Raw genomic sequence first — 26,037 nt, forward strand, 5'->3', positions numbered from 1 at the left:
GACCCCGATCTACGCTGCCGGCACCCATTTGCCAGAAACGTAGCAAAAGGCTACCGCGTCCGTATGGCGCTCCATTTCGGTTTGCAGCTTCTCAAGCGCTACGACTTGCACCTCTTCGTCCGTCGAGTTGTCGGACCATTGGTAGCCGCTCAGAAGAATGACCTTCTTCGTATTCAAATCAATCGTTGGGTACGGCATGCCATTCACCTCTGTGGCCCCCGTCGTCCCCACAAACTAGTGTGCCATGATCTCGTCTGAGGTCACCCGGCAATCCACAATATGCGCGATCAACTATTGTTGCAGATGGGAAATATAATTCATCAAATATGCAGAGCGGCCTTCTGTCCCGCATCCAACAACGGCGATTGCTTCAACCGCATCGCTATGTGGTAATTCTCATGTACAGGAGTGAAACACCCATCACACGACAAGCGAGGTACCAGCCAAGTGCACGGTCATGACCATTCCGACCATGGGCACTCCCACACCCATGGCGCTAACGAACGCAGTGTCGGAATAGCGGCACTCCTGACGGGCGGGTTCATGATGGCCGAGGTGGTCGGCGGGCTTCTGTCAGGATCTTTGGCCTTGCTCGCGGATGCCGGCCACATGCTGACAGACTTCGCTAGTCTGGCGCTCGCGTGGTTTGGTTTTCGCCTCGTACGCAAGCCGGCCGATTGGAAGCGCACCTACGGGTTCGACCGTTTCTCCATCCTCGTCGCGTTCGTCAACGGCCTGACGTTGTTCGCCATAGCCGCCTGGATCACCTTTGAAGCGATCCATCGTTTGCGCCAACCTGTCGAAGTCATGGGCGGCTTGATGTTCTGGGTCGCCTGCGCCGGCCTCGCCGTCAATGTCCTTTCATTTTTGATCCTCCAGAGCGGCGATAAGGAGAACCTGAACATTCGCGCTGCGGCTTTACACGTCATGGGCGACCTACTCGGTTCAGTCGCTGCCATCGCGGCAGCTCTGATCATTATTTTCACAGGTTGGATGCCGATTGACCCGATTCTATCGGTCCTGGTCGCACTTATAATCTTGCGATCAGCTTGGCGCGTCGTTAGCGAAAGTGCACATATTTTGCTTGAGGGCAGTCCCACGCACATCGATGTCCGGGAAATCGAGACTGACTTGGCCAGCGCGGTGTCAGGCGTCGCAGACATCCATCATGTTCACGCCTGGTCGATCACGCAGGAGCGGCCGATGATCACCCTCCACGCTCGGCTTGAACCCTCCGCCAACAGTGACGCAGTTCTTGTCGCGATCAAAAAACGGCTCGCGACCCACTTCAAGATCACCCATGCCACCGTCGAGATCGAACGCGAAACATGCGTTGATGGACATAAGGGATGTTAAAGACCCGAGTATCGCGATTGCCCAACGGGAAACCGAATGGCCAATCGCAGAACTTGGCTGTTACCCTCGACGGCCGAATAGATCACGTCACCCGAGTTACTGGATCGGCGTCTGGCCATTCGGACCGTACCGCCGATAAAGCCATTCCACCATCTCCCTAACGGCCGCATCTGCCTTTTCGCCGGGAAAGTTCGTTGTTACGACGATGCCAATATCGTGATCAGAATCAACGAGGATCGTGGCCAGATTGAGCGAATTGGATCCATTGTGTGTCAGAACTGGCCGTGAAGTCCAATCCATTTTGGCCAATCCCCAACCAAGCGCATACTGGCCGGTTTTTGGGGTGCCGGGTTTGGGGTTTTTGATCTCCGGAGTCGTGACAATAGCCGTGTGCAGACGCTCAACAGTCTCAGGTTTTACCAACGCTGGTCCGCGCCGCCCAACGCCCGCATTCCAATCCGCCCAAATTGCAAAATCGGAAATCGACATGTGCGCATTTCCTGCCGGTCCCATGACTGTGGGAACATCGGCGGCCGGTCCCCATGGCATCGGAATGATCTTCCCGTCGTCGTCGATTCTGTGGCCGATAGCGGCATCATAACGGCCGAACGTTGCCTGAGGACCGAGCCCGGCTGTCGTCAATCCCAACGGCTCGAATATCCGGGTCGTGATGAGGCTTTCCCAGGCCTCTCCCGAGACCTCCTCGATCATTGCCCCCGCGATCACATAGCCGAAATTCGCATACTGGAAAGGTGAGCCTTCAGGTATCTTCGGCGCGTTCTTGCTCCCCCACTCAGCGATAATGCGCCTGCGATAATCATGGAGTGAATAGTCGTAGCTCTTGTCGCTGAAGTAGAGCTTTATCATCTCTTCGTCGTCAGTCGGTATTCCGCTGGAATGAGATAGCAACTGCTCGAGCGTTATCCTTGAAAATGCGGGCGTGAGACCGGGCATGTCAGCCCCTAGGACATCACCAATCGTCGATGTCCAACTCAGCTTGCCATCTTCCACCATCATGGCAGCAATTGTCGCGGTCATCGCTTTGGTGTCTGATCCCAAATGAAACCGGTCATCAATCTTGGTCTCTGTATCTCCACCCAGCATACGTTTGCCCGTCACACCCTTCGCAACGATCCGGCCGCCCTTCGTGACTGCAGCCGCCAGCGACGGCAGCGTGTACTTCGCCCGGAGGTTTTCAAGTTGCGATGTAAGAGCACCATCGTCGGCAAAGGACGAAAGCGGGAATAGAAACGTTGCGGCAAACGCCACAATCAACGCCAACGACGTCACAACAGCGCGCATAAGACCTCCGATTTGCACGAACGCCTCTAAGTAGCATCCGTAGCCCACTCACGGCACAGAACAGCCACTCTAACGTTAAGTCTTCTTTACTTCGCCCCACGCCAGACCCGGCAGAACAAGCTGAAGATAAGAAACGGCGCGAGACCGATGCCAATCATTTCCTGCGCCTGCATCCGCGCATCCGCGCTCATACCTAGTCATCACGCATCCGATCGGATAGTTAGAGTCGGACGTGAAAATCGTCAGCGGAGTATGTGCGTTGAAGCCTGCCAGATTATTTCACCACCTCACGATCGCCGTGGGAGTTGTCCTCACGGCCACCTTCGCGGCGACACCATCCGCAACGGCAGCGAAGTGCGGCAACGGCCCAGGCGGCTTCTCCTCCTGGCTGAACGATTTCGAGGCGCGCGCCAAAGCCAATGGCATCACGCAGCGCACGCTTGATCGAGCACTGAGCGGCGTTACCTATGACCCCAACGTCATAAGGCGCGATCGTTCGCAAAAATCATTCAAACTGAGTTTCGAAGAATTCTACAAGAGGCGCGTCGGCAGCTACCTGATGAAGCAGTCTCAGGCACGCTTGAAACGTCATGCCGGCCTGCTGGCAAGTATCGAAAAACGCTACGGCGTCCCCGGCGAGATCCTAGTCTCGATCTGGGGCTTGGAGACGAACTTCGGCAAAGACACCGCGGGCAAATACTCCATCATCCGGTCCATCGCGACGCTGGCTTATGATTGCCGTCGCTCTGAATTTTTCACGGACCACCTACTCGCCGCGCTCAGGATTGTGCAGAAGGGTGACATGAGCCCGAAAGACATGCGAGGCGGCTGGGCGGGCGAAATCGGACAAGTTCAATTTCTACCCGGCTCTTACGACAAATATGCAGTCGACTTCGACGGCAACGGACACCGGGATCTCGTGCACAGCATTCCTGACTTGCTTGCCTCGACCGCCAACTATCTTCGCGCCCACGGCTGGCAGAAGGGGGCATCCTGGGATCCCGGCACAGCCAATTATCAAGTCATCAAGGCCTGGAACCGCGCTGACGTCTACGCCCGCACCATCGCGGTCATGGCGAACCGCCTGCAGAGCTGATAGGAACACCGCACATTGCGACTTGACCAGTCCATAAACAATGCGATGGCCATGGACGACGAGGCATGGGCGCGTCATGCCAATCCATGGAGCGTCTGGACGAGACTAGCCACACTCCCGGCTTTCGCTTTAGCGGTCTATGCCCGTGTATGGATTGGATGGTGGTGCCTCATACCGATTGGCCTCATCGTAATTTTTCTCTGGTTGAACACGCGCATCTTCTCGAAGGCGACAACAGACGAACGTTGGGAGACTCGTGCCATACGCGGCGAGCAGCTTTGGCTCGCCCGCAAAGAAAATCCGATTCCGGAACATCACAAGACAGCAACGTTCTGGATCGTTTTCGGCAGCTGCGTCGCGATCGCCCCGCTCGCCATCGGGTTGGTCATGCTCGACCCTTGGGCCATCGCTCTCGGTGTCGCGGGAATGTTGTTCGGCCAGCTCTGGTTCCTCGACCGGCTTGCTTGGCTCTATGCTGAAACACGCAACAGCGAAGGCAAGTAAGGGATCTCATCTCGTTTACAATTTGTATCCTCGTCGTCATCCCGGGGCTTGTCCCCGGGATCCAAGTTCCGGTTCAAGTCAGCTGGCAAGCTAGGCACGACAGCGAAGTGCTCACCGGCATGGGTGCCAGCGACGGCATGGAATTAATCTTGGGTCTGAGTTACGCTCATGCGGTCCAACTAAGGAGCTTTTGCTAATGTCTCGAAAGGGTCAGCACGTCATACCCTCCGCGGGAAAATGGAGTGTGAAAAAAGCGGGATCTTCGAGAGCCACCAGCATTCACGCGACCCAGGCTGAAGCGATCAGTGCAGCTACGGAAATTGCTCGAAACCAGAAAACCGAAGTCTATATCCACGGTGCAGACGGACGAATTCGCGAACGCAATTCTTATGCTGAAGCCCCTTATCCCAAGGGCTGACATTGACTCCACCATTCGACCGATCGGTATTCATCAACTGCCCTTTTGACGACGACTTCGCACCCTTGCTTCAAGCAATGGCGTTTTGCGTCGTTTACCTAGGCTTCTTCCCGCGCCTCGCTCCGGAGAATGCTGACAACTCAGCCGCGCGCCTCGATAGAATTATCGAACTGATCCGAGGGTCCAAGTACGGCATTCACGACCTGAGTCGCTGTAAGTTTTCTGACACTGATCAGTACGCTCGAATGAACATGCCCTTCGAGCTCGGTTTGGATCATGCATGCCGAAAGTTTGGCACCGGCGGCCTGGCCGACAAGGTAATCTTGGTCCTTGAGCACGCGAAGTATGATTACCAAAAGACTTTGTCCGACATCTCTGGCTGGGATATCAAAGTTCACAACGGAAGCTTTGAGAAATCCATGCTCCACGTGAGGACATGGCTCGTCGCACACGGGGCAGAGAAGATCGGACAGTCACGGATACAGGGAAAGTACGCCGACTTTCAGGGGTGGTATTGGAAGCGGGAACTCGCTGCCGGTTCCTCAGAAAATGACATAAGGGAATACCCAACCACCGAATTCATCGTTGCGATGCACGAATGGATGGACGCAGGCCAACCTTTGTAGATGTTCTGCCCTCAATCCCCGTCCAACGCATTGAAGCCGGAACTCAAGCCCGCTTCCGCTTTCAAGGTTTCGTCAGCGATCTCGCGAGCGTTCTCAACCGGCAGACGAACCGATTTCCACATCGCCACAGGTATGGTCTTGAAGTCACCCCGCGCTTCTGATTGAGCGATAAGCCCCAACGCTCGTCGGGCAAAACGTAGCTCGGTCAGCACGACGTTGAGACGTTGCTGCACGTCCTCTGTATCTTCCGCGCTGCCGCTTGCGGATTGATCGAGGAAGCCGCCTTCCTTGAGTAACGCTTCCAAGCCATCCAGGCTCGCGCTCAGAAAATCGATCGCAACACCACTGGGGCCAAAGATCGGCATCGTCCCATTGCCATTGCTCGCTTCACCATCCTCGGATGGAATATCAAACGCAAGCATGCGATTAAGCCGATCTGCGAAGCTTTGGACCAGCGCCTGCGTTGTCTCGGAGGGTTTCAGGTAACGCGAATTGTCCGCACCTGGATGAAGCCACAGCTGCTGAAACCTATCGCTCGAGGTCCAGTCCTCGAAGATAACCGCAGCGGTATGATGAAGGTCTTCTGATAGCGCAAGCGCCAACCCGCACCGATAGTGTGTCTTGTCCTTATCCGCGCTCGCGAAATCGTCTGACCCTGGCCCGAAGAAAACGATCTCCAATGCGCGCAGGCCAACAGTGGCCACGCTGGCCGTCGCAACATTCTCCGGCTTTAGCGCGGCTTCAGGCTTCGTCCGCAACAGCCGCCCAACTTGCTTCATCGTCACATGCCGAGGATCCGGCCAGAACAGGATCCGGTCGTAACGGTTGTCCGTCACCGCAGGCCCAAAGCGGATATGGCCGATCCGCCCCCACGCAATGACTGCGCCCTTGAACGCCGAACGGGCCTTCGCTAATCCAGCCTCTGATCGCGCGTCGCAGAAAGAGCGCGTGGCATCCGCCAAGGACTGAGTCCGGCTCGCAAAGTCTTGGTACGAAGGAATGATGTGCTCTTCGAGCGACCGTCGGGCCACATCAGCATGGTCAAAGGCGGCCGCCGGACCGGCGGCCCATAAAACCGCCGTCGCGGCCAGCGCCACGTGCCATGCCGACCGAACAAACCGTACCGCTGCCATCGTGCGCTCCGCCTGAAATTTCAATCCGGCAGTCCTATCCGAATTGCGTCGCAAGCTAAGCAGATAAGTTGAGTGTTACAATCAATAATACGAGAGGGCGACGATGCGCCCGACCCAATCTTTCTTAGCCCTTTTTCAAGACAAGTGTCAGTCCGCGCAGCGTATTTCCGCTAAACTTGATCTCGATGACCTGCATTCCATCCTTCACGATGATCTCCATCTCAGCCCCGACATCGCCGCCGGTGACCGACACGCGGTACCCGCGTTCTGTTATGGCGCCGCTGAGATCACCGACAAGGTTGTAAATGCGTTCGGTCCACGTGCCAGAGAGCTCGCCGTCGTCGTTCGTGACATGACTTACGATTTCGACCTTCCCGCTCGACGTCGCACAGCGAATGTTCTGCTCGAGCTTGGTGGGGACGTCCCCCAACACGTACGTTGCCCGGCATGTGACATTTTCGGTCTGTCCTTCTTGGAAGCCAAGGCGCCCCTGCCCCTTCCACCACCCCAGCAATGGCGCAAAAGCAGAGTCATCTTGACTATGCGCGCTATGAGAATCCAAACCGCTCAGCCCGACCATCAGCGCAGCGACGAGCGCCACGGCAGCACCTTGAAATTTCATCGCATCCACCCTCACCTACGATGCCGCCAAAAGGCGCAACCTCGCTAGCCAAAGCGCTTATCCGTTTCCCCCACCCCCGAAGGCAAGCTTCTGAGCGCGAACGCATCAGCGAGGAAAGTCGAACGCCGGCAATCGCCACAACCTCAATCTTGAGCAAGATAATAGAGTTTGCAGACCAGGGGCGTTTCCGTCCCGCAACACTGAGACGCAGAAGCGTGGCTACTCTGCACAGGAGCATCACCTCTTACAGCGACGTCCGACTCTCAGATTGCCCCAAACACAAAAAAGGCCCGGAAAGCCGTTGGCTCCGGGCCCTTCCAAAAAAGCTGCGATCTTCGATCAATCGACGCTAAGCTTCGGCGCGTCCTCACCCTCTTTCGGCGTCACATCCAAAATCCGCGCGCGTCCAGTGATGTCGACGTTGGACTTGCAGTTGGTCATGCACGGCTCTTTCGCCGAGACCAATGGCGTATCCGGCCGCGGATCCTCGGTAAAATGCTCGGCGTTCGGCATCTGGATGGAGAGAAAGTTCTCTTTCGACAGCTCAAAATCTTCATCCGTCACGATGTCGTTCAGATAAAGGATGTAGGCAGTCAGCGCATAGACTTCGTTGTTCGACAACGATTGCGCATAACCAAACGGCATCGCGCGATGAACATAGTCGAAAACCGTCGAGAGATAGGGCCAATAGGACCCGACTGTTTTGACCGGGTTATCGCTCTTCAAAGTGTCCCGACCACCGGACAGCACCGGCCAACGTCCGGCACCTTCTCCGAAAACGCCATGACACATCGCGCATTGTTCCGCGAACTTCTCTTCACCCTGCGCGACCGTTCCGCGGCCCGCAGGCAACCCCACGCCGTCCGGGCGTACATCGATGTCCCAAGCCGCAACCTCTTCGGGTAGCGCTTCACGTCCAAGTCCCAGCTTTGCCGCCAATACCGGAGAGACGCTCAACAGCAGCACGCCGGCAACCGCAAACGCCTTAAGAGATTTCGACATTCTCAACCTCACCGTTCGCCTTCACGTGCCACGTCTGGATCGCGTTGTTGTGGTAGATGGAGTTATAGCCACGCACCTGGCGCAGTTCGTCCTTGGTCGGCTGCACGTAGCCGGTTGAATCGATAGCCCGCGACTGCAAGAGCAGCGGCTCACCGTTCCAATCGAACTCGTAGTAGAAGCGGTGCATGGACTTATCGAAGCTCGGCCCGTCAAGCCGCGCCGTGTGCCAGTTCTTGCCGCCATCAATCGTGACATCCACGCGTGAAACCTTGCCCCGCCCGGACCAAGCAACACCCGACAGCACCGTAAATCCCTTCTTGTGCTTTATCGGTGCCTGAGGCGAAGGATTGGTGATGACCGACTTCGCGTCCATCTCCCAGGTGAAACGGCGGGCATTGCCGTTCTCCATAAGGTCCGTGTACTTCGAGGTTTCTTCACGTGCGTGCCAGGGCATGTCACCGACTTCGATACGCCGGATCCACTTGACCCACATATTGCCTTCCCAGCCGGGAACAACGAGCCGCAGCGGATAGCCCTGCTCGGGGCGCAGTGCCTCACCGTTCATGGCGTATGCCAACATGCAATCGTCCAGCGCCTTGAACAGCGGGATGGAACGGTTCATCGCGGCGGAATCGCCACCCTCAGGCATGACCCATTTGGCGTTTGTCTTGAGACCGGCTTCCTCCAGCACGCGCTTCAGTGACACGCCCGTATACATGACGTTGTGAATCATACCGTGCGTGAACTGGCAGCCATTGAGCTGAGCGCCGCGCCACTCCATGCCCGAATTCGCTGCGCATTCGAGGAAGAAGATCCGGTTCTCTCTGGGAAAACGCTTCAGGTCGTCGATGGTGAACACCATCGGCTTTTCAACGAGACCGTTGATCATGAAGCGGAACTTCGCCGGATTGATTTCCGCAACCCCGCCATGGTGCCGCTCGAAACAAAGACCGTTCGGGGTGATGATACCCTCCAGATCGTGCAGTGGCGTGAAATTGACGGAGGACTGCGGCGACGCCGTCAGCCACTCGACGTTGCGCCGCACGACACCGGCCTCGTATTTCGACGGAACGCCATAAGGCTTGGCATCGACGCCATCGCCAAGAGCCTGCGACCAATCCTGCAATTCCGTAATGGCCTTATCGGGAGTAGTCGGCGCATCACCCGCGGGATTGGCGTAGACGCGCGTCGCGGCGAAGGCCATTCCAGCAGCACTCGCCCCCAAGACGTGACGGCGCGAAACGCCGCCGCTATGGCCACGTATGTTGTCCGGCTTGCTCATCTCTCTTCTCCCGATGCCCCATCCAAACTGGACAAGCCTTTTTGTGTAAGAAGCCGGACCGGCTCCCTACGCCTTCACAAGAACGGACTGGTTGGGCTTACCCTGAACCGTTCCGACACGTTTGATGTATGAAGTCACGACATCCCAGATCGGAGGCCCTTCGGTAGCCTCCGCCACGGAAGCCCAGCCAGCCACGATGTAAGTCTTCTGCGGATCGATAGGCTCGCCGCTCTTCAGGAGCGTCATGTCAGAAATGCGATTGCCAATCGTTTGCGAAACGTCGATCGCGTAACCCATTCCTCCGACACGAACCATGTCGCCCCCTTGCTGATAGTAGGGGTCTGGGTTGAACAGATTGTCTGCGACGTCTTCCAGGATCTCCTTCAGCCGCGCCCCAGTCATTTCCGAGCGATATGCAGCTGGGTACGTCATACCGGTCGCGTTGTAGATATCCTCGACGGTGATGTCCTGGCCGGGCAGCACACTCGTTCCCCAACGGAACCCAGGAGATAGGGCAATGTCCGCCTCGCGCTCCGACAGCAGCGCATCACAGATCAGATCATCAAACGTGCCGTTGAAGTTGCCGCGCCGATAAAGCAGCGTATCCGCCTTTCCGACTACGGTCTTGAGCTCGGCTTCATAGGGCGCACGAACTTTGTCGACAAGCTCAGTCATCGATTTGTCGGGGGTGATGACGTCCGAGAAAATCGGAATGAGCTTGTATTTGTAGCCCTTGACCTGACCGTCACGCACATCGAGATCCAGCCGCGACAGGAACTTTCCGTGCGAGCCGCTTGCGACCAGCAAGGTTTTATCGACGATGACAGGCTCGGGAATGGCATCATGCGTATGGCCGGTCAGGATGACGTCGATACCCGTCACACGGCTTGCCAACTTGCGATCGACATCGAAGCCGTTGTGAGACAGCAGGACAACGACGTCAGCACCTGCTGCACGCGCCGCATCGACGTTCTGCTGTACGTTCTGCTCGCGGATGCCAAATGACAGCTTGGGGAACATCCAACGTGGATTTGCGATCGGCAAATAAGGGAAGGCCTGACCGATGACGGCGATCTTAGAGCCCCCACGTTCGAACATTTTGTAGGCTTCGAAGGCAGGCTCGTCCCACTCATTGTCAAAAATGTTTTGGCCCAGGAAGGCAAACGGCAGATTGTCGACGATCTCCCGAACTCGGTCGATACCAAAAGTAAATTCCCAGTGCGCCGTCATGGCATCCGGTTCGAGGTGATTCATCACCTCCACCATGTCGGCACCTTGAGTTTTCAGCGATGTGTAGCTGCCCTGCCAGGTATCACCGCCGTCGAGAAATAACACCCGGCCTTCACGATCTGCGCGGATCGACTTCAAGACCGTCGCGATGCGGTCGATCCCGCCCATGCGTCCGTAGGTTTTCGCGAGCGCCGCGAAATCCTCGTAGGTCAGGGCAAAGGCTTCCGGACTACCGGGCTCGATTTTGTAAAGCTCGAGAAACTCCTTGCCGGTCACATGAGGTGGTTTCCCCGCAGCTTCGCCAACGCCAATATTTATTGACGGCTCACGGAAAAAGATCGGCTTGAGTTGCGCATGAATATCGGTGAGATGCACCAACGTCACGTTTCCGAATTCCGGAAACGCCAACAGTTCCGCCTCGCTCATCAAGCCTTGCCGTGCGGCAAGGGCCGTCCACGCACCGCTGCCGGCCGTCCCGAGCAAAGCGCCTGTGGCTACGGAAACTTGAAGAAATTCGCGTCGTGATATCATTAGCTTTCGCCCAGTTCGTTTGCTCTTGGATCAAACCGCTGCTTCTCGGAAATGAGGGCGAGCAGCAGCGCGCGCAGACTAGGCATATTTTGCAAGCCTGAGCCAAGTCGCAAGTCGTGCGAGAGCAACCGTGGTGCGGAATAAACCGCACCGTCACCGGTTACCCGGTGACTTCGATACCTTTTTCAGTCTTGTAGGTCGTTCCGGCATCGTCGACCCAAACGAACTCAAATTTGCCGCTCTCCTCCACCTTCATCGTGAATTCGAGATACGGGTTGGCCGAAACGGCAGGTTCGATATTGGCGCCGAACACCTGTTGGCCGTTGAACGTCGCAGTGAACTTATTGATGATCATCCGCGGGATTTTCTCACCCGTCTTCCGATCCTTGCGCTGACCCGACTCCATAGGGTGGCTCACCAGAGTTTTGATAGTAATCACTTCACCCTTCGTCGCTTTGTCAGGCAGTTTCACGCGGGGCTTCGCAGTCGCCATCTCTCAATCCTCTTCAGAGAAATTTCGTTTGAACGCAAAGGGTTGCAGACATCAGCCGCCGCAACCGCCAATCGTAACTTTCACGTTCTTCTTTTCCATGAAGACCGAACCATTGCTCATCTTCGCAACGGCAATGACATTTTGCGTCGTCGCAAGCCTAATGCGTGTTGTTGCGGTCGCCTCGCCACTCATCGGCGAAAAGAGGAACGTAATGACGCCAGGCATGGGGTTGCCGTCCGCCAGCACCATAACCTCGGAAACGTAATCGTCCTTCGTCATAGGGCTTTCGACCTTGACCTCAATCGGAACGGTATTTCCGTTTTCAGCGATCTCGGGAGCCGTAAGGGAAATCCGCCCTTCCCGAAGCTCTGCATCTCCGGCGAAGGCCTTAATGCGCTCATCGGTAGCACTCGCCAAAGCCGGAGTCGAAACGGCTGATACGCCAAGAGCGAAGCAGGCTATCGACCCACCGCTCAGAGCCAGAATTTCGCGTCTATTCAGCTCCATAGACATCCCCTCCGCTGCGCTTCGCTACTCTCGGAAGCGAGAATTGATTTTTCAGACTCTTACGGTGACAGCAATTTTGTCCTCTCAACTGCCACGCACGCAGACTAAACAGCTACTCAAAACCAAATCAAGAGATAAATTCAAATATGCGCATATATTGCAACGCACCATCCCTGCTTGAAAATGTGCGCGGCCCAACTCAACTTACGAACTATCTTCGAACTCCCGAACTATGCGAGGTTGAATTGAAGCTTTTGGCTGCCGCCTTGGCGCTGATGCTATCGTTTGCTGCCCTTGGACCGGCTAAAGCCGCTGAACTCGTGATGTTCGAGGAAGACGGTTGCGGCTGGTGCGCGCGCTGGAATAACGAAATCGGCGTCATATATCCGAATACGGAGGAGGGTCGCATCGCGCCTTTGCGCCGCGTGGACATCCATGATCAACGCCCTGACGATCTCGCCAAAATTACCGCGGTAACGTTTTCTCCCACGTTCATCGTGTTTCAAGACGGCAAGGAATATGGAAGGATTGTTGGGTATCCAGGTCAGGATTTCTTCTGGCCGATGCTTCAGGATATCCTGTCGTCCCTTCCCTCCACTGAGGACGCCGCCGCTGCGAACTTGAGGATGAAAGAATAATGTCGTCTCCTGATCCAGACGTTCTTCCAGACAAGCAGCTTGACGAGATGGCGGAAAGCGCCAAACAGGCGACCGCTCTGCTGAAGGCGCTTGCCCATGAAGGCAGGCTCATGATCCTCTGCCACATCTCCAGTGGCGAAAAGACCGTTACGGAACTGGAAGAGTTATTAGGGCAGAACCAGCCGGCTGTGTCCCAGCAGTTGGCACGCCTGCGTGAGGAAGGGATCATTGAAGCCCGCCGCGTTGGCCGCACGATCTACTATTCGCTCGCCGATGGCCGCGCACGCGCTGTTCTCGAACTGGTCTATGATCTCTTCTGCGCGAAGGCAGATCGATCATCCTGAAAACTGATCTGGTATCAGCTCACTGAACACCGATAAGCCGGTCAACGGGCGCGAAATCATCCCGCAGCACAATGGGCGAAAGCATCCTAGACATCTGCGATGTCTCAAGCCGTTCAAAATTCACACCTTCCGAATGCCGGGCTGGCAAATCTCCGGCCGGAGTTGCCTTCGCTAGCCCCGCGACCACAAACGTGGCGCGCTCACCAGCCTCATCGGAGCGCCAAAGCTCGACGATCGGAAAGTGCTCCGCAAGGCTAGCGACAACGGACAGCGCCATACGGGGATGTTCCCGATGATCGACGACGTTCATCAGATAGATGCCTCCATCGCGCAAACGCGACCGAACTTGTCCGAAAAATTCCGACGTCACCAGATGCTGCGGGACGGTGATGTCATGAAAAGCATCGCCAACCACAACGTCGAACTGATCAGCCGGCATACTTACGAGCACGCTCCGCGCATCACCGTGCCGAATTGTCAATCTCGGATCAGGCTTGAGCCAAAGATGCGTTATCGCAACTTCGGTAACGGCAGGATCGACTTCCGCCACTGTTATCTCCACGTCCCTCCGGGCAGCCAGCCACGCCCGCGGTATTGTGTAGGCGCCGCCGCCAATAAAGAACGCGCGAAACGGTGACCTCTCACCGACATGAATACGCATGAGCGTATCCTGCAGATCCGCATAGGGCGAAACGAGTCCGCCCGGAAAATCCCTCAGGTTTATACCGTGCGCCAAATGGTCGAGAACAAGCACCTTTGCTGGCACACCAATTTCGCCAGAAACATTCTCAACGCGGATGCAGTAATAATCGCTTTCGACGATGCAGACGCGCGCAAACACTCCCGTCCATTGACCAGCAAACGCAACGGCACCCCAACCCAAAAGTATGACGAACGAAACTAGACGTTCCTTGGCCGCCCCTCCTCGCCTACTGATGAAGAGAGACGCCGCCATAACGCAGTACAGGGCCGAAACGAGAAGTAGCGTCCAAACTGTCCCAAGCCACGAAATGAAAATGAACCCTGCGGCCAGTGTTCCGAGAATGCTGCCCGCCGCACCCACGGCGTAAAAACCTCCCAGGATCGCGCCGGCCTTGGTCGGCTCATCGTCGATCGCGAGCTTCGTCAGAACCGGAGATGCGATCCCGACAAAAAGGCTTGGAAGGAAAAAAAGCGCGAACGTAATAATCAGAATTGTCGCGACAGGCGGGAGGCTCAGGTTGATCACCGGGCCTGTAATAATCCGGATCAAAAAAATACTTACAAGCGCACTGCCACCCGCGAGCAAGAGACTCCAGGCGACATCGGATTGCGCCCGTCCCCCCGCGCGCTGAGCAATCTGCCCTCCAATCCAGTGGCCGATTGAAAAGCCTGCCAGCACGACCGCGATAATCGCCGTCCAGGTGTAAAGAGACATTCCAAGATAAGGAGCGATCATGCGCCCCGCGACGATCTCCACAACGAGACCGCATGCTGCGCTTAACCCCACAAGAATGAGGTAGAAGAACCTCCGCGCGCGTATACTCAAGGCAGCTCGCCCATATAAGCGACGAAGACTGACAAAGCATTGAGCATCACGCGAATCCACCCCAACTCTGCTGCAAACATACGATTGGCATTCGCCCTCGTGACCCATTAAATGGCAAACGCGGTTCAGGTGAACATTGCGTCAACCGTAAGTGTCACCGAATATCCAGCAGCATGTCGCCGTTTGCAATATGAGGGAGCCCAACGATGTCCCGAGATCGTAATAAGCCTGAAAATGCCGGGGAAACGCTTGCATGCAACCGTCGGAAGTTTGTCATCGGAGCCGGCGCCGTCACCACACTCGCAGCCACAGGGTTTCCCTTCCCAACCGCAGCCGCGGAAACAATCAAGTTCGGCGAGTTCGAGATCCTGCCACTGAGCGACGGCCACCTGATGCTACCCGCACGCCTTTTCGCCCCGAATGCTGAGGAAAGCGCACGCGCCGCAGCCTTCGCCGCTGCGGGCCACAAAGGGGATCAAATCCGCCGCCCACTAAACGTAACTCTTATTCGCAACGGCGATGAGCAGATCCTGGTCGACGTTGGCTCGGGACCACGCTTCATGGCCACAGCCGGCAAGCTTATCGACGATGTCGATGCGAACGGCATCGACCGCGAAGCCATAACAACCGTTGTCTTCACGCACGCGCATCCCGACCACATTTGGGGAACCACGGATGACTTTGACGAACTCGTCTTTCCAAACGCGCGCTATCTGATTTCCGAGGAAGAGTACAATTACTGGATGGCCGACGACATCCTGTCCAAATTGCCCGAAGATCGTCAAGGGTTTGCAACCGGCGCGCAACGCAACATCGATGCGGTCAAGGACAAGCTGGAAACCTTTAAACCGGGGGCAGATGTCGTCACCGGTGTAACCACTCTGGAAACCGGCGGCCACACGCCCGGCCACATCTCACTTGAAATCAGCCAAGGCAACGAGTCCTTCATCGTGCTCGGCGATGCGCTCACCCACCATATCGTCTCGTTCCAACATCCAGACTGGATTTCAGGAAACGATCACGAGCCGGAACGGGCAATCAAAACTCGTCAGAAGCTATTGGACAAAATGGCCAACGAAAAAACGCGTCTTATCGGATACCACTTGCCCGATCCCGGCGTCGGTCGCGTGGAACGCGACGGAACCGCGTACAAATATGTAAGCGAAAGCTGAGCAACAACCGTGCGGTGCAAAGAGGTTGTGCTGCTAGAACACACAACCTCGCGCCGTAACTGGCCAGATCTCTTGAACTGTGCCATCGCCCTCGGCCATCCCACGCACACCGATAAAAAAGTCGTGCTGGTTGGCCGTTGGATCGACATGACTGGGCACGATCAGAATTTTCTCACCTAGGTCAGGAAGGGCCGAGTCCAGTTCCGCAACCAGGCAACCGTGCTCGTCTGAAGGCCGCTCATAGCGAACACCCGGACGATCAAACGGGACCGGCATACCCGAGTCGATAGGCAGCACTTTATGCCCGGCATCCACCACAGCCTGACCAACGCTGGTACGGCTCATGACGATCGCCCAAACAAACATGGCGTGCTCAAATTTGGGAACATCGCCACCCGCCGGGGTATTGCGAGCATAGTCGGCATCCATAAAAGCGTAGGACCCCGGTTGCAGCTCATTCCACACGCCGCTCATACCGTCGAATGCGAAGGAACCCGTTCCGGCGCCCCCGACAGTTTCGCACTCAAGCCCAATATCGCGAAGCGCCGCAATGGTCTGCGCGGTAACATCACCCGCACGCGCCGCACGCGCCTTGCGTTCATCCGGATCGCGGACATGCTGCGTAATTCCGTCATAAGACTGTAAGCCCGCAAAACGCAGGCCATCCGCCTGCGCAACAGCTGCACCCAGCCGAACTGCAGGGTCGCCCGGCTCAACACCGCAACGGTTCCCGCCGATATTGATTTCAACAAGCACATCTATTGTTGCGCCAGCAGCATGCATCGCCTCAGACAAATCTCTGATTTGCCGGATATCGTCGACACACACACCCATACGCGCTCGTAGCGCCAATTGCGCCAGCGCCTCTAGTTTCGTGCGCCCGACGACCTCGTTGCTGATCAGCACATTAGTTATGCCAGCATCCACCATCACCTCGGCTTCCGAGACCTTCTGGCAGCAGACACCGACGGCTCCGAGCGCCATTTGTCGATGCGCGATCGCGGGGCATTTGTGAGATTTTGCATGTGGGCGCAATCGCACGTTCTTGCTTTTGGCCCAATCCGCCATCGTCTGGAGATTGCGCTCAAACGCATCGAGATCGAGGATCAAAGCAGGGGTATCGACGTCTGCAAGCGGAATACCAAGCCGTGCTGGTGCGCGCATTTTCCAACGCTCTCTCTATGCTCGGCAATAGACAGCGGGCCGAGTCAACGTGTGACAGGACTAACTTTTCGAAAATCAGTAAATGCGTGCGACGAAACCTGCCGCTTCTATGCCGGCCACAGCACAGGTCTCATCATTGTCGGATGTATCACCTGTAATGCCGACTGCACCAATGATTTCACCGTCACTTGTCGTGATAAGCACACCACCAGGCACAGGAACCAGAGAGCCCCCAGCAAGTGCATTGACCGACTGAACGAAGAAAGGTTGTTTCTCCGCGCGCTCGAAGATCGCCCGCGAACCGATACCCAGATGAATAGCACCACGGGCTTTTCCTTGCGCCATCTCGGGTCGGAGCGTGCTCGTTCCATCTTGACGCGCCAGCGCCTTTAGGTGACCTCCTGCATCGAGCACCGCAACGGTGAGCGGCTTGAGCCCCAACTCCGCCGCCTTCTCCAATGCAACCGTGATGATACGATTGGACCTTTCAAGCGTCAGCGCCAAACTCATGCGAGACTTTCCTCCTGGCGTGCCGCTCCGGCTCTAATCATGTCTTCGACTTCCGCTTGTGAATAGCCCGCTTCTAGCAAAACTTCACGCGTGTGCTGACCAAGGACGGGGGCAGCACGCTGCACACCGCCCGGCGTCTCCGAAAACTTTACCGGCAATCCGAGTGTGCGCACGGCACCAACTACCGGATGCGCAACCTCCGGCACCATATCTCGCGCCAGGGTTTGCGGATCGTTGTGCATTTCATCGATGCTCAGAACGGGCCCAGCAGGAATACCGGATGTTTCGAGAGCCTCGAGCCACTCAGCTGTCGAACGCGTCCTGAGAATGACGCTCAAGACGTATTCTAGAGCCTCCCGGTTGACGATGCGCTCAGCATTGGAAGCAAAACGCGGATCATCATTAAGCTCCGGCGCACCAAGAACATGCACCAGCCGTTCCCAGTTCGTCTGATTGGCTGCCCCAATATTGATCCAACCATCCGCGGTTTCGAAAGCCTGATAGGGCGCATTCATCGGGTGAGCTGAGCCCATCGGCCCCGGTGAGGAGCCCGTCGCGAACGTTATGGCCGACTGCCAGTAGGTCTGCGTAATGGCCGCCTCGAACAGCGATGTATCAACCTTCTGCCCTTCTCCCGTCTTAAGTTTGTGCGAATAAGCAGCAGCGATGCCCATCGCGAGCAGAATGCCCGCCGTGATGTCCGACACGGGCGCTCCGACCTTCACCGGCGGCCGCCCCGCGCCCTCGCCGGTAATCGACATCAAGCCACTCATGCCTTGGGCAATGAGATCAAAGCCTCCGCGATGGGCGTAGGGGCCGGTGCGTCCAAAGCCCGAGATTTCAGCGTAGATGAGACCCGGATTGAGCTTACGCAGCTCCTCGTATCCCAGCCCAAGTTTCTCCATCGTTCCCAATCGATAGTTTTCGATGACAACGTCGGCATCACGCAAAAGTCGCCGCAGGACCTCAAGACCCTGTGCAGATTTGAGATCGAGAACGATGCCCCGCTTGTTGCGATTCATCATCATGAAAGCGGCGCTCTCGCCATTGATTGTCGGAGGCACAAAGCGACGGGTATCGTCACCCTGAGCCTTCTCGACCTTGACGACGTCCGCTCCCATGTCGGCCAGCATCAATCCGGCAACAGGCCCCGCCATAATGTGAGCCAACTCGATAACTCGACACCCCTGCAGCGGTCCTGACATGTCTCACTCGCCTCCTGTGGTTATTGTCTTTGCGAGCACGTTGCAGTGTTAGCGGTAGAGATATTCAACCAAGAACATCGGAACAGCTGGCACATAGGTGCATAGAAGAAGAACCGCCAACAGCACGGCCACGAACGGGAGGTTGACCTTCGAGACTTCCCATATATTAGCCCGAGCCACGGCACACGCAGTTATGAGCACGCTTGCTACCGGTGGCGTTTGCTGTCCGATTGCCAAATTGAGCGTCACAACCAGCCCAAAGTGCACCGGATCGATACCTGCTGCGTGTATGAGCGGAATCACGATCGGGATGACCAGAATGATCGCTGCGGCCGAGTGAAGGAAGAAGCCGATAATCAGGAAGAAAACGTTCATGATCAGCAGGATCAGATACTGGTTGGTCGTCATATCCAGTATCGCGGCCGCAATCTCCTGAGGGACCCGAGCCCGGGTCAGGAAGCCACCCATCAAAACCGAAGCTGCAACCAGCAGCATAACGATCGCCGTCTGCATACCGCCATCAAGCATCGCACGCTTCAGATGCTTGAAATCCATCTCGCGATACCAAAGCCCCACGAGGAGCGCAGCGATCACGGCAAGTCCGGCCGCCTCAGTAGCTGTGACGAAGCCGCCGAAGATGCCACCCAGAATGATAACGGGCAACGAAAAGGCAGGAAGCGCGTCGATAAAGGTTTTGCGCAATCGCGGCATATTAAACGCTTCTTCGACCGGCAAATTGTACCGAAGCGCGAACATGTAGGCGACGAACATCAACCCCGCAGCGCCAAGCAGCCCCGGCACGAAACCCGCAACGAATAGCTGTTCAACAGATGTGTTGGCGGACGTCGCGTAAAGGATCATCGGAATCGACGGCGGAATGATAATGGCCAGCGAAGCCGAAGACGATGTAACCGCCGCCGCAAGCGGAGCTGAATAACCTCGCTTCTTCATTTGCGGAATGAGAACGGAACCGAGCGCGGCCACGTCCGCAACGGCCGATCCCGAAATTTCCGCAAAGAACAGGGACACGCCGATGTTGACCATCGCCAAGCCACCGCGCACGAAACCAATCAACGCAGTCACGAAGTTAATGAGACGGTCAGTAACACCGCCCGCGTTCATAATGGCACCAGCCAGAACAAACATCGGAATGGCAATCAGCGAAAACTTCGTTGAGCCGTCGTACATATCGAGAGCGACGGTGGGAAGACTGCTGACGCCTTCGGTCGCCAAAAGACCGATAATGCCCCCGACAGCGAGTGCGACCGCAATCGGCACGTTGATGAAGATCAACGCAACAAGCGCGATGAAAATTGCAAGAATAAGCATGCCTATCGCGCCTTCGCTTTCTCGAGCTCAGATTTGACGTCTTCTTCGATCTCTTCGTGCTCCAGCGACTTACCTGCCGCGGTCAAGCCCCAGTATTCAGGCAGGCTAAGAAGCTCGCAGATGATGAACAGCACTGCACCAACGGGAATGATCGACTGCGTGAATTGAACAGGCATCCAAGTCAGGGAGATAAGGGTTTCACCCTCCAAAACCTGAAGAACCTGCATGCCTGTGAGAGCAAGGATTGCAAAGAAGCCAACGACCGTGACTTCTGCCACCAACAAAGCCACCATCCGCAACGGCATGGGGATCAAAAGCAACACGGTATCGAAACCGATATGCCTCCGTTTCAGCGCAGCGAGGGCCGCACCGTAATAGGTAATCCATGCGAGTAGGATTGCTGCGATCTCGTCGTACCAGGACAATGAGTCGCCAACGATACGGAATGAAACGCCGACGATAACGACGACGGTCAAGGACACCATCAAAAGGATGGTCGCCCATTCCAAGACGAGTTCAAGGCCTCGTCGTACAGCACTGATCATAGTGGAATGCTCTTCTCGCGATAATCGTGGAAGATGTGCCGCACGTACCGTTGAGCGTCCGGCGAACGAGACAAAGGCGCTCCTGGAAGGAACAGTTTCGGATTGGGCACGCGGCAGCGTGCCCAATCTCAGAAACTTCGCGCGAGTTTACGAACCGTCCGCCAAAGACTGCACGGTCTCAACCAGCTTCCTCGCACCATCGAAGCTTTCGGCGTATTCGTCATAGATCGGCTTAGAAGCCTCTACGAATGCGGCGTTGTCCGCTTCGTTCACTTCCACTCCAGCGTCCTTAATGACCTTCAGAAGCTCAACTTCAAGCTCTGCCGCCTTCTTGTAGACGAAGTCCTGGGTTTCAGCACCGCACTTTACGAGTGCGTCCTGAACATCTTGCGGCAACTTGCCGAAGTGATTGTCGGACACCAGAACATACCCTGGTGTGTAAACGTGGTTGGTGATCGTCAGGTACTTCTGAACTTCCTGGAATTTCGCGGACGCGATCTGCGCATAGGGATTTTCCTGTCCGTCAATGACGTTCGTCTGCAAGGCCGTAAAGACCTCTGAGAATGCCATCGGCGTCGGGTTTGCGCCGTAGAGCTTGAACATCTTCAACCGCCAAACACCCTTAGGCGTACGCAGCTTGATACCGGACAGATCTGCCGGCACCTTGATCGGACGGACGTTGTTCGTGATGTGGCGGAAGCCATTTTCGAACAAGCCGATGATACGATAGCCCTTCGCCTTAACCGCAGGTTGGAAGGTGCTCTCCATCAATGCCTTCTGCACCCGCCGCATGTGATCGCGGCTTTTAATGATGTAGGGCATCTCGAACACGCCAAACTCATTGGCAACGGACGACATGACCGACGAAGGTAGAGCGAAAGTTACTTGGCCAAGCTTCAACTTCTGAAGCAGCTCACTGTCCTTGCCGAGCTGAGAAGATCCGAAGGTCTGAACTTCAGCCTTATCACCAAGAGCTTTGTTCGAGCATGCAGCAAAGGCATTGGCACTCGCCTCAAACAACGAACCGGGTTCACCGACGTGACCGAATTTGAGCACAAGCTTGTCCGCCATTGCTGGAGTGGCGAACAGGACAGCGGCCGCGGACGCAGCCAACAGCGTCATTCGTTTCATTTGGGTTCCTCCTCCCGAAGGTTTTTATCAGTTGCTTTTAATTATTGATTCTTATTGGGCCGCGGCGATCGCCTCGGTCGGTCGTTCTGAGTTGGTAAGATAGTCCATTGCCGCTTGCGCGCCACCCCGATTGTGAGGAACGCTCGCAAGTTTCAGTCCCATCTCGACACCAGACAGCGTTGCCATCAGCATCAAGTCGTTAAAATGGCCAAGATGGCCTATACGAAAGACACGGTCGGAAACCTTTGATAATCCACTCCCGAGTGACATGTCGAAATTGTCGAGCGTTGTCTTACGGAACGCGTCAGCGCTGCTCCCTGTGGGCATCACGACTGTCGTCAGCACGTTGGAGTAATGTCTTGGGTCGCTGCAGAGGATGTCGAGCCCCCAGGTCCGCACCGCCTGCCGCGTAGCCTCGCCGTGCCGGGCATGTCGCGCAAATACGGCGTCCAAACCTTCCTCATGCAGCATATCGATCGCAACATTGAGGCCATAGAGAAGGTTCGTTGCCGGCGTATATGGAAAATACCCCTTCTCGTTCGGGCCTTTCATTTCATCCCAAGCCCAATAAGACTTCGGCAGCGTTGCCTTGGCACTTGCCGCGCGCGCCTTCGCGCTGATCGCATTGAACGAAAGGCCCGGCGGAAGCATCAAGCCCTTCTGGGATCCGGAAACCGCAACGTCGACGCCCCACGCATCAAACTGAAAATCAATCGACGCGAGTCCCGAGATGCTGTCGACCATCAGCAAAGCCGGATGCCCCGCAGAATCTATGGCATCTCTGACCTCTTTGACCTGCGTAACCGAACCGGTCGATGTCTCGTTGTGGACGACACAGACAGCCTTGATTTCGTGGTTCTTGTCTGCCCGCAGATACGCTTCGATTTTCTCCGGATCAGCACCGCTGCGCCAATCGCTGGGAATGAATTCCGGCTGGAGTCCAAGCCGCTTTGCGAGCGCCTGCCACAGGGTCGCGAAGTGTCCGGTCTCATACATCAGCACGCGATCACCAGCTGACAAAGTATTAACCAGAGCGGCTTCCCACGCCCCCGTCCCGGAGGACGGGAAAATCACGACATCCTGCTCGGTCTTGAAGATGGACTTCATTCCCTCAAGAGCCTTTTTGCCGATGTCGGCAAAATCCGGCCCGCGGTGGTCCATTGTCGGGAAATCCATCGCGCGAAGGACACGATCAGGTACATTCGAAGGTCCAGGAATTTGGAGGAAATGCCGGCCCGATTTGTACATTTGTATATCCTCCGCTCCCGTCACCTCTGCACCTGAAGGAAATTCTTACCCCCAGATCACTTGGCGAATTTTTTATTTCGCATTTTGAATACAAAAATTGAACGGCGAGCCATTGTCAACTATGCAATGTCTTCGCCCCCACAAACAGCAGCAAAGCCGGTGGCCATGTCGAGAACGCATCAACCCGATACTGAAGGCCTTGAACGGCAGCTGAGCCGGGCGATAGAGGGCGAGATCCTATTCGACAAGTTTAGCCGCGGCCGATACGCGACCGACGCATCGATCTACCAGATGATGCCGCTTGGGGTCGTCATCCCCCGTACGATTGCCGACGTTGAAGCGACATTGGCGATTGCACGAGAAGCCGGTGTACCGGTCCTTCCCCGTGGCGGCGGCACCTCCCAAAGCGGTCAGACGGTCAATGAAGCAATCGTCATCGATCTTTCGAAACACCTGAACAAGTTGATCGAAGTCGATCCCGAAGCACGCACAGCCGTCGTCGAACCCGGGCTCGTTCTCGATACACTCAACGATCACCTGAAGCCGCATGGCCTCTGGTATCCCGTCGATGTCTCGACATCCTCACGCTGCACACTCGGCGGCATGACCGCAAATAATTCATGTGGCGCGCGATCCATCCGTTACGGAACGTCACGCGACAACGTTTTGGCAATTGATGCCATCCTGGCCAACGGCCGTCGCGCCCGCTTCGCTCAGGTCGAAACAAACCTGCAAGGTCTCAACGAAGCCGACCCCAACCGCGAGCTTTTCCGCGATTTGTTGGCCCTTGGCTCGCGCGAAGCCGAAGAAATTCGTCTCCGCTTTCCTGACATTATTCGCCGCGTCGGTGGCTATAACGTCGATTCTCTCCTTCCCAACGCGAAGGGCAATAACCTCGCGCACCTGCTCGTCGGGTCGGAAGGCACGCTCGCCCTTAGCGAACGTATTACGTTGAAATTGTCGCCCATCCTGAGCTCGAAGGTTCTGGGTGTCTGCCATTTCCCGACGTTTTACGAGGCAATGGACGCGACCCAGCACCTGGTCAAACTCGATCCGACTGCCGTCGAGTTGGTGGACAGCAATATGATCGAGCTTGGCCGCAAGATCGCGATGTTCAAGCCAATCGTTGATGCCTTCGTGCGCGGAGAGCCCGCCGCGCTGCTCATCGTGGAGTTTGCGGAGCCGGATCAGAACGAGAACCTCAAACGCCTGGACGCCTTGGAAGATCTGATGGCGGATCTTGGCTTCCGTTGGGGTGATCCCGGCAAGAAGGACGGCGGTGTTGTCCGGGCTATCGACCCCGAGTTCCAAAAGCAAATTATTGAGGTCCGCAAGCAGGGCCTCAACATCATGATGTCGATGAAGAGCGAAGGAAAACCCGTCTCCTTCGTCGAAGACTGCGCTGTCGAACTCAAAGACCTAGCCGAGTATACCGACCGCCTCACCGGCATCTTCCGCAAACACGACACGGACGGAACCTGGTATGCCCACGCGTCCGTGGGCACCCTTCACGTCCGCCCGGTCCTGAACCTCAAGTTGGACACCGGCGTCAAACAAATGCGCGCCATCGCCGAGGAAGCATTCGAGCTTGTCCGCAACTATCGCGGCTCCCACTCCGGCGAGCACGGTGACGGGATCGTTCGCTCTGAGTTTCACCGCACCATGTTCGGCGAACGCATGGTTGAGAACTTCAATTGGGTAAAGGATCGGATGGACCCTGACGGGCTTCTCAACCCCGGAAAAATCGTCCGTCCACCGCGCATGGATGATCGCAATCTTCTACGCTACGCTCCCGAATACAACGTCCCGGAGATACAATCCGCATTCACTTGGTCCGGCCACTACGGATCGGGTCGCGGTTTTCAGGGCGCGGTGGAGATGTGCAATAACAATGGCGCCTGTCGCAAACTCAAAGACGGTGTCATGTGTCCGTCCTATCGCGTAACGCGCAACGAACGCGATCTCGTGCGCGGACGCGCCAATTCCCTCCGCTTGGCCATATCCGGCCAACTTGGTCCGAACGCACTCACCAGCGACGCCATGGCAGAAACCATGAAGCTGTGCGTCTCCTGCAAGGCCTGCCGCCGTGAATGCCCAACGGGCGTTGACATGGCCAAGATGAAAATCGACGTGTCCGCTGCAAGAGCAAAGCGGCATGGCCTTTCCCTCCGCGACCGCATGGTCGCGTATCTGCCGCACTATGCGCAGAAAGCATCTCGCGCAGCAGGCCTGTTGAACTTGCGCGATCGTATCCCTGGTGCCGCCTGGATCTCTGAGCGAGTTGTGGGCATGAGCGCCGCCCGACCCTTACCGCAATGGCGCACGGACGTATTTGAGCCGGACGAATATGAAACCTCGCCGGCCGACGCGGATGTTCTGCTCTTCGCGGACACCTTCAACCGATACTTCGAGCCCGACAATCTTCGCGCCGCCGAAGCCGTCCTGAAACGTGCCGGGTTTCAAGTTGCGCACGCGACCCCGCTCACAGGCTCACGCCCGCTGTGCTGCGGGCGGACGTTCCTATCGGCAGGCCTCACGGACCAAGCAGCAGAGGAAATGCGACGTACGATCGAAGTCATCAAACCCATCCTTGAACGGGGAGGCTACGTCGTAGGCCTCGAACCGTCTTGCCTACTCACATTCCGCGACGAAGCCCCAGCACTTTTGGGCGCAGAGTGGAATGAGGAACTAGGAGCACGGGTCTTGCTGTTTGAGGAATTCATCGCGCGCAAGCACGCCGAGGGGTCTTTCGAACTGAAACTCTCCTCCTTGCCGGTGTCGCGTGCCCTTCTCCATGGCCACTGCCACCAAAAAGCATTCAACGTGGTATCACCGGTTCAGCAAACGCTTAAGCTTATCCCCGATCTCGAAGTTGAACTAATTCAAACGTCCTGCTGCGGCATGGCTGGGGCCTTCGGATATCAAGCCGAAACCTACGAGATTTCGCGCGCAATGGGCGAATTGAGTTTGATGCCGCGCATTCGCGAAGCACCAACAGACGCCATAGTCGTGGCAGATGGCACCTCATGTCGTCATCAGATTGTCGATATGACGGGCCGTGAAGCTGTCCACGTCGCGCAAGTCCTATATTCTGCCTCCAATAACGTTTGAAGGAAGAAGG

26 protein-coding genes are annotated in these 26,037 nt (G+C 56.5%); 9 read left to right on the forward strand and 17 right to left on the reverse strand.

Annotated elements, in window-relative coordinates:
• Positions 1–9: 9 nt before the first annotated feature.
• On the reverse strand, positions 10–198 hold the full coding sequence (locus BLS30_RS09535) for a hypothetical protein (protein WP_139165321.1): 189 nt from the start codon (positions 196–198) through the stop codon (positions 10–12).
• A gap of 249 nt (positions 199–447) precedes the next feature.
• Between BLS30_RS09535 and BLS30_RS09540 the strand changes: the two genes are divergently transcribed.
• Entirely contained in the window at positions 448–1,356 is a 909-nt protein-coding gene (locus BLS30_RS09540; RefSeq protein WP_090228315.1) for a cation diffusion facilitator family transporter, read from the forward strand.
• Positions 1,357–1,452: 96 nt separating this feature from the next.
• Here the strand turns inward: BLS30_RS09540 and BLS30_RS09545 are convergent, their stop codons facing one another.
• On the reverse strand, positions 1,453–2,658 hold the full coding sequence (locus tag BLS30_RS09545) for a serine hydrolase domain-containing protein (protein ID WP_090228318.1): 1,206 nt from the start codon (positions 2,656–2,658) through the stop codon (positions 1,453–1,455).
• Positions 2,659–2,890: 232 nt separating this feature from the next.
• Between BLS30_RS09545 and BLS30_RS09550 the strand changes: the two genes are divergently transcribed.
• From BLS30_RS09550 to BLS30_RS18300, 4 genes are all read left to right on the forward strand, one after another.
• Positions 2,891–3,754 (forward strand): lytic murein transglycosylase, encoded by an 864-nt coding sequence (locus tag BLS30_RS09550; protein ID WP_342027537.1) that lies wholly within the window; start codon positions 2,891–2,893, stop codon positions 3,752–3,754.
• Between the two features lie 15 nt (positions 3,755–3,769).
• Positions 3,770–4,258, forward strand: coding sequence for a DUF6653 family protein (locus BLS30_RS09555; RefSeq protein WP_046479370.1), 489 nt, complete (start codon positions 3,770–3,772; stop codon positions 4,256–4,258).
• A gap of 196 nt (positions 4,259–4,454) precedes the next feature.
• Entirely contained in the window at positions 4,455–4,676 is a 222-nt protein-coding gene (locus tag BLS30_RS09560; protein ID WP_090228320.1) for a DUF2188 domain-containing protein, read from the forward strand.
• Between the two features lie 2 nt (positions 4,677–4,678).
• Complete coding sequence (locus tag BLS30_RS18300; RefSeq protein WP_244512406.1) at positions 4,679–5,302, forward strand: hypothetical protein; 624 nt, start codon at positions 4,679–4,681, stop codon at positions 5,300–5,302.
• A gap of 11 nt (positions 5,303–5,313) precedes the next feature.
• Here BLS30_RS18300 and BLS30_RS09570 read toward each other — a convergent pair whose 3' ends face one another.
• The 7 genes from BLS30_RS09570 to soxY all read right to left on the reverse strand — a co-directional run bounded on the left by BLS30_RS09570 (position 5,314) and on the right by soxY (position 12,102).
• Positions 5,314–6,435, reverse strand: coding sequence for an imelysin family protein (locus BLS30_RS09570; RefSeq protein ID WP_090228323.1), 1,122 nt, complete (start codon positions 6,433–6,435; stop codon positions 5,314–5,316).
• Between the two features lie 124 nt (positions 6,436–6,559).
• Entirely contained in the window at positions 6,560–7,057 is a 498-nt protein-coding gene (locus tag BLS30_RS09575) for a hypothetical protein (protein WP_052744043.1), read from the reverse strand.
• 339 nt (positions 7,058–7,396) lie between these two features.
• A complete protein-coding gene (locus tag BLS30_RS09580) occupies positions 7,397–8,059 on the reverse strand; it encodes a c-type cytochrome (protein WP_090228325.1) in 663 nt (220 codons plus the stop codon).
• Entirely contained in the window at positions 8,043–9,341 is a 1,299-nt protein-coding gene (gene soxC, locus BLS30_RS09585; protein ID WP_090228328.1) for a sulfite dehydrogenase, read from the reverse strand. Before soxC ends, BLS30_RS09580 begins: the two co-directional genes overlap by 17 nt.
• Positions 9,342–9,407: 66 nt before the next feature.
• Positions 9,408–11,102: a thiosulfohydrolase SoxB gene (gene soxB / locus BLS30_RS09590; RefSeq protein ID WP_046479364.1), complete on the reverse strand. Its 1,695-nt coding sequence runs from the start codon at positions 11,100–11,102 to the stop codon at positions 9,408–9,410.
• Between the two features lie 160 nt (positions 11,103–11,262).
• Positions 11,263–11,595 (reverse strand): thiosulfate oxidation carrier complex protein SoxZ, encoded by a 333-nt coding sequence (gene soxZ / locus BLS30_RS09595; protein WP_046479363.1) that lies wholly within the window; start codon positions 11,593–11,595, stop codon positions 11,263–11,265.
• Positions 11,596–11,646: 51 nt separating this feature from the next.
• Entirely contained in the window at positions 11,647–12,102 is a 456-nt protein-coding gene (gene soxY, locus BLS30_RS09600) for a thiosulfate oxidation carrier protein SoxY (protein WP_046479362.1), read from the reverse strand.
• Between the two features lie 146 nt (positions 12,103–12,248).
• Between soxY and BLS30_RS09605 the strand changes: the two genes are divergently transcribed.
• Both BLS30_RS09605 and BLS30_RS09610 read left to right on the forward strand, forming a co-directional pair.
• The gene (locus tag BLS30_RS09605) at positions 12,249–12,740 is read left to right on the forward strand and encodes a thioredoxin domain-containing protein (protein ID WP_342027538.1); all 492 of its coding nucleotides are present in this window, start codon (positions 12,249–12,251) and stop codon (positions 12,738–12,740) included.
• Positions 12,740–13,084, forward strand: coding sequence for an ArsR/SmtB family transcription factor (locus BLS30_RS09610; RefSeq protein ID WP_046479361.1), 345 nt, complete (start codon positions 12,740–12,742; stop codon positions 13,082–13,084). The genes BLS30_RS09605 and BLS30_RS09610 overlap by 1 nt, the downstream gene beginning before the upstream one ends.
• Before the next feature lie 19 nt (positions 13,085–13,103).
• On the opposite strand, the gene BLS30_RS09615 is transcribed toward BLS30_RS09610, so the two are convergent.
• Positions 13,104–14,612 (reverse strand): fused MFS/spermidine synthase, encoded by a 1,509-nt coding sequence (locus tag BLS30_RS09615; RefSeq protein WP_139165322.1) that lies wholly within the window; start codon positions 14,610–14,612, stop codon positions 13,104–13,106.
• A gap of 206 nt (positions 14,613–14,818) precedes the next feature.
• Between BLS30_RS09615 and BLS30_RS09620 the strand changes: the two genes are divergently transcribed.
• The gene (locus BLS30_RS09620) at positions 14,819–15,784 is read left to right on the forward strand and encodes an MBL fold metallo-hydrolase (RefSeq protein ID WP_090228333.1); all 966 of its coding nucleotides are present in this window, start codon (positions 14,819–14,821) and stop codon (positions 15,782–15,784) included.
• A gap of 33 nt (positions 15,785–15,817) precedes the next feature.
• On the opposite strand, the gene BLS30_RS09625 is transcribed toward BLS30_RS09620, so the two are convergent.
• The 7 genes from BLS30_RS09625 to BLS30_RS09655 form a co-directional block, all read right to left on the reverse strand.
• Positions 15,818–16,948: a DSD1 family PLP-dependent enzyme gene (locus BLS30_RS09625; protein WP_046479359.1), complete on the reverse strand. Its 1,131-nt coding sequence runs from the start codon at positions 16,946–16,948 to the stop codon at positions 15,818–15,820.
• A gap of 75 nt (positions 16,949–17,023) precedes the next feature.
• The gene (locus BLS30_RS09630; protein WP_046479358.1) at positions 17,024–17,458 is read right to left on the reverse strand and encodes a GlcG/HbpS family heme-binding protein; all 435 of its coding nucleotides are present in this window, start codon (positions 17,456–17,458) and stop codon (positions 17,024–17,026) included.
• Positions 17,455–18,663 (reverse strand): CaiB/BaiF CoA transferase family protein, encoded by a 1,209-nt coding sequence (locus BLS30_RS09635; protein ID WP_090228336.1) that lies wholly within the window; start codon positions 18,661–18,663, stop codon positions 17,455–17,457. Before BLS30_RS09635 ends, BLS30_RS09630 begins: the two co-directional genes overlap by 4 nt.
• Before the next feature lie 48 nt (positions 18,664–18,711).
• Positions 18,712–19,992, reverse strand: coding sequence for a TRAP transporter large permease (locus tag BLS30_RS09640; RefSeq protein WP_046479356.1), 1,281 nt, complete (start codon positions 19,990–19,992; stop codon positions 18,712–18,714).
• A gap of 2 nt (positions 19,993–19,994) precedes the next feature.
• Positions 19,995–20,537: a TRAP transporter small permease gene (locus tag BLS30_RS09645; RefSeq protein ID WP_046479355.1), complete on the reverse strand. Its 543-nt coding sequence runs from the start codon at positions 20,535–20,537 to the stop codon at positions 19,995–19,997.
• 147 nt (positions 20,538–20,684) lie between these two features.
• A complete protein-coding gene (locus BLS30_RS09650) occupies positions 20,685–21,668 on the reverse strand; it encodes a TRAP transporter substrate-binding protein (RefSeq protein WP_046479354.1) in 984 nt (327 codons plus the stop codon).
• 51 nt (positions 21,669–21,719) lie between these two features.
• Positions 21,720–22,916, reverse strand: a complete 1,197-nt coding sequence (locus BLS30_RS09655; RefSeq protein ID WP_090228338.1) for a pyridoxal-phosphate-dependent aminotransferase family protein — start codon at positions 22,914–22,916, stop codon at positions 21,720–21,722.
• 165 nt (positions 22,917–23,081) lie between these two features.
• On the opposite strand from BLS30_RS09655, the gene BLS30_RS09660 reads away from it, so the two are divergent.
• Complete coding sequence (locus tag BLS30_RS09660) at positions 23,082–26,027, forward strand: FAD-binding and (Fe-S)-binding domain-containing protein (RefSeq protein ID WP_090228605.1); 2,946 nt, start codon at positions 23,082–23,084, stop codon at positions 26,025–26,027.
• Positions 26,028–26,037: the final 10 nt, after the last annotated feature.

This window comes from Filomicrobium insigne (assembly GCF_900104305.1).
Taxonomy (GTDB): domain Bacteria; phylum Pseudomonadota; class Alphaproteobacteria; order Rhizobiales; family Hyphomicrobiaceae; genus Filomicrobium; species Filomicrobium insigne.

Coding starts and splice junctions, on each gene's coding strand:
- BLS30_RS09620 (WP_090228333.1), top strand. CDS start 14,819: ATGTCCCGAGATCGTAATAAGCCTGAAAATGCCGGGGAAACGCTTGCA.
- soxY (WP_046479362.1), bottom strand. CDS start 12,102: ATGGAGCTGAATAGACGCGAAATTCTGGCTCTGAGCGGTGGGTCGATA.
- BLS30_RS09655 (WP_090228338.1), bottom strand. CDS start 22,916: ATGTACAAATCGGGCCGGCATTTCCTCCAAATTCCTGGACCTTCGAAT.
- soxZ (WP_046479363.1), bottom strand. CDS start 11,595: ATGGCGACTGCGAAGCCCCGCGTGAAACTGCCTGACAAAGCGACGAAG.
- BLS30_RS09535 (WP_139165321.1), bottom strand. CDS start 198: ATGCCGTACCCAACGATTGATTTGAATACGAAGAAGGTCATTCTTCTG.
- BLS30_RS09580 (WP_090228325.1), bottom strand. CDS start 8,059: ATGTCGAAATCTCTTAAGGCGTTTGCGGTTGCCGGCGTGCTGCTGTTG.
- BLS30_RS09545 (WP_090228318.1), bottom strand. CDS start 2,658: ATGCGCGCTGTTGTGACGTCGTTGGCGTTGATTGTGGCGTTTGCCGCA.
- BLS30_RS09640 (WP_046479356.1), bottom strand. CDS start 19,992: ATGCTTATTCTTGCAATTTTCATCGCGCTTGTTGCGTTGATCTTCATC.
- soxC (WP_090228328.1), bottom strand. CDS start 9,341: ATGAGCAAGCCGGACAACATACGTGGCCATAGCGGCGGCGTTTCGCGC.
- BLS30_RS09560 (WP_090228320.1), top strand. CDS start 4,455: ATGTCTCGAAAGGGTCAGCACGTCATACCCTCCGCGGGAAAATGGAGT.
- BLS30_RS09635 (WP_090228336.1), bottom strand. CDS start 18,663: ATGTCAGGACCGCTGCAGGGGTGTCGAGTTATCGAGTTGGCTCACATT.
- soxB (WP_046479364.1), bottom strand. CDS start 11,102: ATGATATCACGACGCGAATTTCTTCAAGTTTCCGTAGCCACAGGCGCT.
- BLS30_RS09625 (WP_046479359.1), bottom strand. CDS start 16,948: ATGCGCGCACCAGCACGGCTTGGTATTCCGCTTGCAGACGTCGATACC.
- BLS30_RS09570 (WP_090228323.1), bottom strand. CDS start 6,435: ATGGCAGCGGTACGGTTTGTTCGGTCGGCATGGCACGTGGCGCTGGCC.
- BLS30_RS09610 (WP_046479361.1), top strand. CDS start 12,740: ATGTCGTCTCCTGATCCAGACGTTCTTCCAGACAAGCAGCTTGACGAG.
- BLS30_RS09630 (WP_046479358.1), bottom strand. CDS start 17,458: ATGAGTTTGGCGCTGACGCTTGAAAGGTCCAATCGTATCATCACGGTT.
- BLS30_RS09645 (WP_046479355.1), bottom strand. CDS start 20,537: ATGATCAGTGCTGTACGACGAGGCCTTGAACTCGTCTTGGAATGGGCG.
- BLS30_RS09575 (WP_052744043.1), bottom strand. CDS start 7,057: ATGAAATTTCAAGGTGCTGCCGTGGCGCTCGTCGCTGCGCTGATGGTC.
- BLS30_RS09605 (WP_342027538.1), top strand. CDS start 12,249: ATGCGCATATATTGCAACGCACCATCCCTGCTTGAAAATGTGCGCGGC.
- BLS30_RS09660 (WP_090228605.1), top strand. CDS start 23,082: ATGTCGAGAACGCATCAACCCGATACTGAAGGCCTTGAACGGCAGCTG.
- BLS30_RS09650 (WP_046479354.1), bottom strand. CDS start 21,668: ATGAAACGAATGACGCTGTTGGCTGCGTCCGCGGCCGCTGTCCTGTTC.